Below are 7,218 nucleotides of genomic sequence, written 5' to 3' on the forward strand. Positions count from 1 at the left end.
TTCCGTAAAAAATGACACTTTCAAATATTTATGGATTGTCATTTTTACTCCACCCATATTTTTGCCCTTTTCTACTATTAAATAATAATGAAGCGGTCAAAAACATCGCATAAACGCGAACGTTATACGCCATTCAAAAAATATTTTTCTTTTTATTAGGAATTTTGATAGACTTTTAAAAGGGGAATAAATTTGTTTTTTATTTATTAAAAAGGGGTAATATTGTGTTTTTTCTGCTTTTGGAGGCGCAGAAAAAACGATTTACTTACAAGGGGAACGAACGCAATAAAGTTATCTAAAAAGAAAATAATTTATGCCAAAAATTAAAGATATACCAAAAATTGATCGCCCAAGAGAAAAATTTTTACAAAAAGGAGCTGACGCACTTTCTAAAAGTGATCTTTTGGCAATACTTTTGGGTAGTGGCATAAAAGGCAAAAACGTTAAACAACTTTCTGAACATATAATTAAAAAGTTTAGCAAAAACTTTTTAAATATAACTGTTGATGATCTTTTAGAAATTTCGGGGATTGGCCAAGCAAAAGCCCTACAAATAACGTCCGCGATATCATTGGTAAAAAGATTCTACGACGAAAACAAAACTAACGAAATTGTTATAAAAAATTCTCAAGATGTTTTATCCCTTACTTACGATTTAAGAGATAAGAAAAAAGAACATTTGGTTTGCCTTTACTTAAACGCACGAAATGCTTTGTTGAAAAAAGAAATTGTCAGTGTCGGTCTTTTAGATAAAGCATTGCTACATCCGAGAGAAATTTTTTATCCTGCAACCGAATTAAACGCTGCTAGTGTTATTTTAATTCACAATCACCCTTCGGGCGATTCTTCACCTAGCGAAAAAGACAATCAAATTATTGAAAATATCGTACAAGCTGGCGAAATAATGGGAATACCAGTTATTGATTTTATTATTGTTTCTCAAAACAATCATTGCAGTTTCTACGAGAAGTTAAATAAACAAAAAACAAGTATTGATTATGTTGCAGACGGAATGCAAACTACTTTATTTTCATTGCTGGAAATTGAAAAACCTGCATATGAAATAAGCATTGAGGAACAAGGTTTTGAAGAAAAAATGCCACTCATTAAAATAAATCAACAAAAAATTAGGCATGAAATGAAAGACTTAATTAATAAAGTGCATTGTGGTGACTGTTTAGAAGTGATGCAAAAAATTCCTAACAAATCAATTGATATGATTTTGTGTGATTTGCCTTATGGAACAACTCAAAATCAATGGGATAGCCTTATCCCATTAAATAAATTATGGGAACAATACGAAAGAATAATAAAAGACAACGGAGTAATAATTTTAACATCACAAGGTGTTTTTACTGCAAAATTAATATTAAGTAATGAAAAACTATTTAAATATAAAATTGTTTGGGAAAAATCAAAATCTACTAATTTTTTAAATGCAAAAAAACAACCGTTGAGAAAACATGAAGATATTTGTGTTTTTTACAAAAATCAGCCAGTTTATAATCCTCAGATGAGGAAAGGAGAGGCGTATAATAAAGGATTTAGAAAAGATCAACTAACAGGAAGTTATGGTGATTTTAAATCTGTCGAGGTAAAAAGTAATGGTGATAGATATCCAATTGATGTTGTTTATTTTAAGACGGCAGAAAGTGAAGGAGCAGTATATCATCCAACGCAAAAGCCTGTGGCACTTGGTCAATATTTAATTAGAACCTTTACAAATGCAGGCGAAATAGTTTTGGACAACACATGTGGAAGTGGAAGCTTTTTAGTTTCTGCGGTGCTTGAAAATAGAAATTTTATTGGAATAGAAAAAAATACAGATGTTCATTTATTCAAAAAAGAAACAATTGACTATATTAAAGTATGTAATGATAGAGTGAGTGAAGCAAAAAATAAAATTAAACCTAATATTTAATAGCATGACAAAAATCTCATATAATGAAAGAAGTTGGGCGATAGATCTCATCACGGAGATTAATTTATATGTTTCTAAAAACAACAAAACCATAAACCGTGCAGGCGGAGAAACAACAATAAATACTGGGGTAAAAAGATTATTCCCGGATGTTCTTTTGTATGGAAAAAATAGTGAAATACTAATGGGCTGGGAGCTTAAAATGCCAGACACATCAATTACAGATACTGAATTTATAAATAATGCTATATTAAAAGCAAATATTTTAGGTGTAAACAGCCTTCTACTATGGAATGTTGGAATAGCGGTTTTATATGTAAGAAAAGGTAATAATTTTACTCCAATAAAAAAATGGGATTCTCTAAAAGAGATAGCTACCGAAAGAAAAGAAATCGAAAGTCTAAAAAAAGAGTGGATAATAGTTCTTCATAATATTCTCAAGGATTTAAACGGCTTTTTTGATAGTGGAAAAATTGAAAAGAAAACATTTATTGAATCCTTTAAGGATAGTACAATCATAGAATTTATACTTAGAAATAGCTCGGTGGTAGCTGACGGTTTGCAAAAATCAGCCAGAAAAGATGTAAAATTTTTAGCAGAAGCGAATATTTGGTGGAGGCTAGCAAAGCTTGATTATCCAAAACAAAATCAATGGGAAATTTTATCAAAAATCATTCTTGTAAATTGGATTAACAAATTATTATTTGCCCATATCCTGATTGCTTTTTTTGATCCTGCTAAAAAAGTAGAATTTATTGGTACACAAATTACGATAGATGAAGCAATTGATATATTTAAAGAGATTTCAAAAGAGTGTAATTTTTGGAATGTTTTTCAGCCACAACTAGGAGAAAAGTATTTGGATGAAGAAACTTGGCTTGAAATTAAACAATTTAATGTTTTATTGAACGATATTGAGCTGTCAGTGATTGGACAAAAACTGCTTCAAGATTTGCTTCAAAATATAATTTACACTTCAAAAAGAAAAATTGCTGGACAATATACAACCCCTATGTTCTTGGCAAGATTTTTAACAAGTCTTACGATGGTAAATAAGGAGTTGTCTTTGCATGACCCATGTTGCGGAACTGGAACAATCGCAAGATCTGCTTATGATTTAAAAATAGAATCGGGTATTAGCTCAAAAACATCTCTACAATCAATTTTTTGTAGTGATAAGGTCGCTTTCCCTTTGCAAATTGCAACCCTAGCATTAACTGATCCAAAAAATATTGGTGAAATTATGCAAATCTTCAAAGAAGATTGCACAAAAATTAATATAGGGGATGAAATAGAACTCAAAGATCCTTATTCAGGAGAAATTATAAAAAAGAGATATGAAGGTGTTGATTACATGGTTTCTAATTTACCTTTTATACAACAAGAAGATCTTAATATTTTAAACCCAAATATCAAAGAGCTGACAGAAAAAATCATTTATAAACATACCGGACAACAATTACAGTTTTCAAAGGGCGACTTGTATTCATATTTGCCCTTTTATCTTTGGAATTTATTGAAACAAAATGGGAAGCTCGGAATTATAACCTCTAATTCTTGGCTTGCTACTGAATGGGGAGGGGTGTTTAGAAATACTTTAAATAAATTTTATCACATTGAAAATGTAATAATTTCAGGAAAAGGAAGATGGTTTAAAAATGCCGATGTTATTACAACAATTATTATTGCAAACAAAAGGAATTCAATCGAAGATATTAATCCTGATGAAAATACTAATTTTATAACAATCAATAGTGACCTAAATATTGCCAAAGATTACGATATTCAAGAAATAATAGAGAATATAATTGCCAATATTCCTAATGAGAATATTTCATTTCAAAAATATAAGACTCAAAGCTTGTTTGATCTAGGTATAAGCTGGAATTCTTTGTTTAGCGATATTTCTTGGGTGTCAAAAATAAAAAGCAAGCTAATACCTGCAAACAAATTATTTGATATAAACAGAGGAGAAAGACGTGGCTGGGATCCCATGTTTTATCCGGAAAGTAATCATAATATTGAAAATATCTATATCAGGCCAGTATTAAAAAGTTCAAGAGAAATTGAGAATTTAACAACTACGGCAGGATCTGAGGCTTTTTGTTGCAACAAAAGTGTTAAAGAATTAGGAGTACTTGGACATGATAACGCTTTATCCTGGATTAAAAAATTTGAGCATGAGGTAAATAAAAAAGGCAAACCCCTACCAAAAGTCTTAGAAAGAAGTGGCTGCTACTGGTATGAAATGAAAGATACGACAATGGCAGATTTTGTTGCAAGCATGAATTTTGATAAAAGAATATTTATTGCAAAATTAAACAAAAGATCATTTGTAAATCAGAGACTTACAAGATTTACGGTGAAAGACGACAATCTAGATCTGGAACTAATGCATGCTCTGTTAAACAGTGCCCTTGGAATATTTTTCATCGAATCAATTGGCTTCGGAAGAGGTCTTGGGGCGTTAGATTTAAGCTCTACGAGAATGAAGAAAAATCTAAACATGCTAAACCCTGATTTATTATCCAGTAAACAAAAACAAAGTATAAAAATGAAATTCGGAAAATTAAAAAATAGAAAAATATTACCTATTTTGGAAGAATTAAAATCAGCTGATAGAATCGATTTTGACAATATCGTTTTTGAGTCTTTTGAAATACAAGCATATAAAGATCAAATTATTGATTCTCTAAAAACTTTATATGAAATCAGAATGAATATCAGATTATAATTTTATCTTAAAAAATAAATCTATGAAAGCAACCGAAGCAAAATTAATCGATTTTCTAAAAAAATCACCTCAATTCATTATTCCTATTTACCAGCGTACATACAGTTGGAGCGAAAAGGAATGTCTTCAATTGTGGGAAGATATTTTACGCACTGGAAGTAACGACAAAATCACGGCACATTTTGTTGGATCTATTGTTTATGTAGAAAAAGGCCTTTATTCTGTCTCGAGCCAATCACCACTTCTTGTAATTGATGGGCAACAAAGACTTACAACGGTATCGCTAATGATAGAGGCGCTCGCTCGTGCCCTCGGTGAGAACGAACCTATTGAAGGATTTTCGGCAAAAAAAATGCGCAATTATTTTCTACTCAATCCTCTCGAAGAAGGAGAAAAAAAATACAAACTTATTTTGTCGCAAACGGATAAAACAACCTTGACGTCGCTACTCGATCAAAATTCATATCCAAAAGATTTTTCCGTGCGAGTAAAGGCTAATTTTGATTTTTTTACTGAAAAAATTACCGAAGAAAAAGACAACCTTTTGGCTGTCTGCAAAGGTTTGGCAAAACTTATTATCGTAGATATTTCTCTTAACCGTGATCAAGATAATCCGCAATTAATATTTGAAAGCCTAAATTCAACTGGGCGTGAATTAAGCCAAGCTGATTTGATCCGTAATTTTATTCTCATGGGGTTAGAGCATGAGCTCCAGTCAAAACTCTATGATCAATACTGGCGACCGATGGAAATAGATTTTGGCCAAGAAGGTTATGCTGTTTATTTCGACGGTTTCATGAGGCATTATCTCACTGTAAAGACAGGTGTAATACCAAAAGAGCGCGAAGTATATGAAGCGTTCAAGCAATATGCGCGTTCGCCGGAAATTTCCAGCATTGAAGCGCTTGTTTCTGACATTCGTACCTTTGCCGGGCATTACTGCGCTATGGCACTTGGCGCAGAAACCAATCAGGAACTTAAAATGGCATTTCATGACCTCAGAGAATTAAAAGTTGATGTTGCGTTTCCATTCCTATTAGAAATTTATAATGACTACAAAAAAGATATTTTATCTCCGGATGAATTATTAAAAATAGTACGACTTGTAGAAAATTATGTTTTTCGACGTGCTATATGCGGAATTCCGACTAACTCAATGAATAAAACTTTTGGAAATTTCTCTCGCAACTTGAAAAAGGATAGATATTTAGAAAGCGTACAAGCAAATTTTATGCTTCTACCATCTTATCGACGCTTTCCTGATGATGAAGAATTTAAACGAGAAATTAAGATTAAGGATGTTTATAATTTTCGTAGCCGCAGTTACTGGTTGCGTCGATTAGAAAATTACAATAGAAAAGAGCGTGTTCCTGTGGACGAATATACAATAGAACATATCATGCCCCAAAATGAGAACTTATCCGCAACATGGAGGGCAGAACTAGGTCCTGAATGGGAGCGCATTCAAAAAACATATCTTCATACATTGGGTAATCTCACTTTAACTGGTTACAATTCAGAATATAGCGACAGGCCGTTTATCGAAAAGCGAAACATGAAGGGTGGATTTTCAGAAAGCCCTCTAAAACTAAACAGATCGATTGCCGACAAAGAAACCTGGGCAGAAAAAAACATAATAGAACGCGCTGAAAGTCTGTCAACGCAAGCAATTGATGTTTGGTTTGCGCCAAAAATAGAAAGTAGCGTTTTGGAAGAATATAAACCTAAAACAGAACTTACAGAATATAGTATTGAAGATCATCCACACCTTGCGTCTGATCCTATGAAAAGCGTATTTAAAGAATTTCGTAAGCAAGTACTAGCACTTGATCCGTGCGTAACCGAAACATTTTTGAAATTATATGTTGCGTATAAAGCGGAAACTAATTTTGTCGATATTGTACCACAAGCGAAACGACTACGTCTTTCGTTAAATGTAACATTTGCAGAAATAAATGACCCGAAAGGTTTATGTAAGGATGTTTCGGCACTTGGACGCTGGGGCAATGGTGATGTTGAAGTTGGGCTCTCAAAAATTGAAGAAATCCCTTATATTATGAGTTTGGTACGCCAAGCATTTGAAAAGCAAATCGGACAAGAGACAGAGTAATAACTAAATAAGCCAAACAAATAGGCAAAAATTCCCTCCCCTTAAGCCCCTTCCTTTTTGCCTATTTGTTTAAAAAGAAAACAATAAGGAGTTTTAGATTTTGGGCATTCACCCCTACCCCTCTGCCCAAAACCTAAAACGAAAAACAAATTTATTATTATGTAGTCTATCAAAAGATTATTTATTAAAAATATTTTTTGAACAGCGTATAACACGGCATATCTGGTTCCAGAATTTTTCATTAATAGATAATAATAAGGAGTAAAAAATTCTTTCACCCATATTTGCCTTCGCTTTGCTCCGGCAAACATCAGATATGCCGAAACGTTATCGGAAATTGAAAAATTTTTATTGCTAAACCTATGGGTAAACGCATTATCACAGACATTAGTGGTCAAACGAAAAAAATTGCTTGTCTTGGTTGTGCAATACAGAATGGTCAGGTTGAATCGC

Annotated in this window: 4 protein-coding genes; 3 read left to right on the forward strand and 1 reads right to left on the reverse strand. The window is 32.5% G+C overall.

From position 1 onward, the window contains the following. The first annotated feature begins 313 nt into the window (after positions 1-313). From radC to WC223_13525, 3 genes are read left to right on the forward strand one after another with little or no spacing between them, the layout of a single operon-like run. The gene (gene radC / locus WC223_13515) at positions 314-1,921 is read left to right on the forward strand and encodes a DNA repair protein RadC (GenBank protein MFA6925258.1); all 1,608 of its coding nucleotides are present in this window, start codon (positions 314-316) and stop codon (positions 1,919-1,921) included. A 4-nt stretch (positions 1,922-1,925) separates the two neighbouring features. Further along, positions 1,926-4,655 (forward strand): N-6 DNA methylase, encoded by a 2,730-nt coding sequence (locus WC223_13520; GenBank protein ID MFA6925259.1) that lies wholly within the window; start codon positions 1,926-1,928, stop codon positions 4,653-4,655. 22 nt (positions 4,656-4,677) lie between these two features. Then, positions 4,678-6,765, forward strand: a complete 2,088-nt coding sequence (locus WC223_13525; protein ID MFA6925260.1) for a DUF262 domain-containing protein — start codon at positions 4,678-4,680, stop codon at positions 6,763-6,765. Positions 6,766-6,806: 41 nt separating this feature from the next. Here the strand turns inward: WC223_13525 and WC223_13530 are convergent, their stop codons facing one another. Continuing rightward, on the reverse strand, positions 6,807-7,007 hold the full coding sequence (locus tag WC223_13530) for a hypothetical protein (GenBank protein MFA6925261.1): 201 nt from the start codon (positions 7,005-7,007) through the stop codon (positions 6,807-6,809). Positions 7,008-7,218: the final 211 nt, after the last annotated feature.

The sequence above is a fragment of the Bacteroidales bacterium genome, from assembly GCA_041671145.1.
In the GTDB taxonomy this organism is placed as follows: domain Bacteria; phylum Bacteroidota; class Bacteroidia; order Bacteroidales; family JAHJDW01; genus JAQUPB01.

What these genes read in the sequence shown, in the direction of transcription:
- WC223_13530 (MFA6925261.1), bottom strand. Translation starts at nt 7,007, where the DNA reads ATGAAAAATTCTGGAACCAGATATGCCGTGTTATACGCTGTTCAAAAA.
- radC (MFA6925258.1), top strand. Translation starts at nt 314, where the DNA reads ATGCCAAAAATTAAAGATATACCAAAAATTGATCGCCCAAGAGAAAAA.
- WC223_13520 (MFA6925259.1), top strand. Translation starts at nt 1,926, where the DNA reads ATGACAAAAATCTCATATAATGAAAGAAGTTGGGCGATAGATCTCATC.
- WC223_13525 (MFA6925260.1), top strand. Translation starts at nt 4,678, where the DNA reads ATGAAAGCAACCGAAGCAAAATTAATCGATTTTCTAAAAAAATCACCT.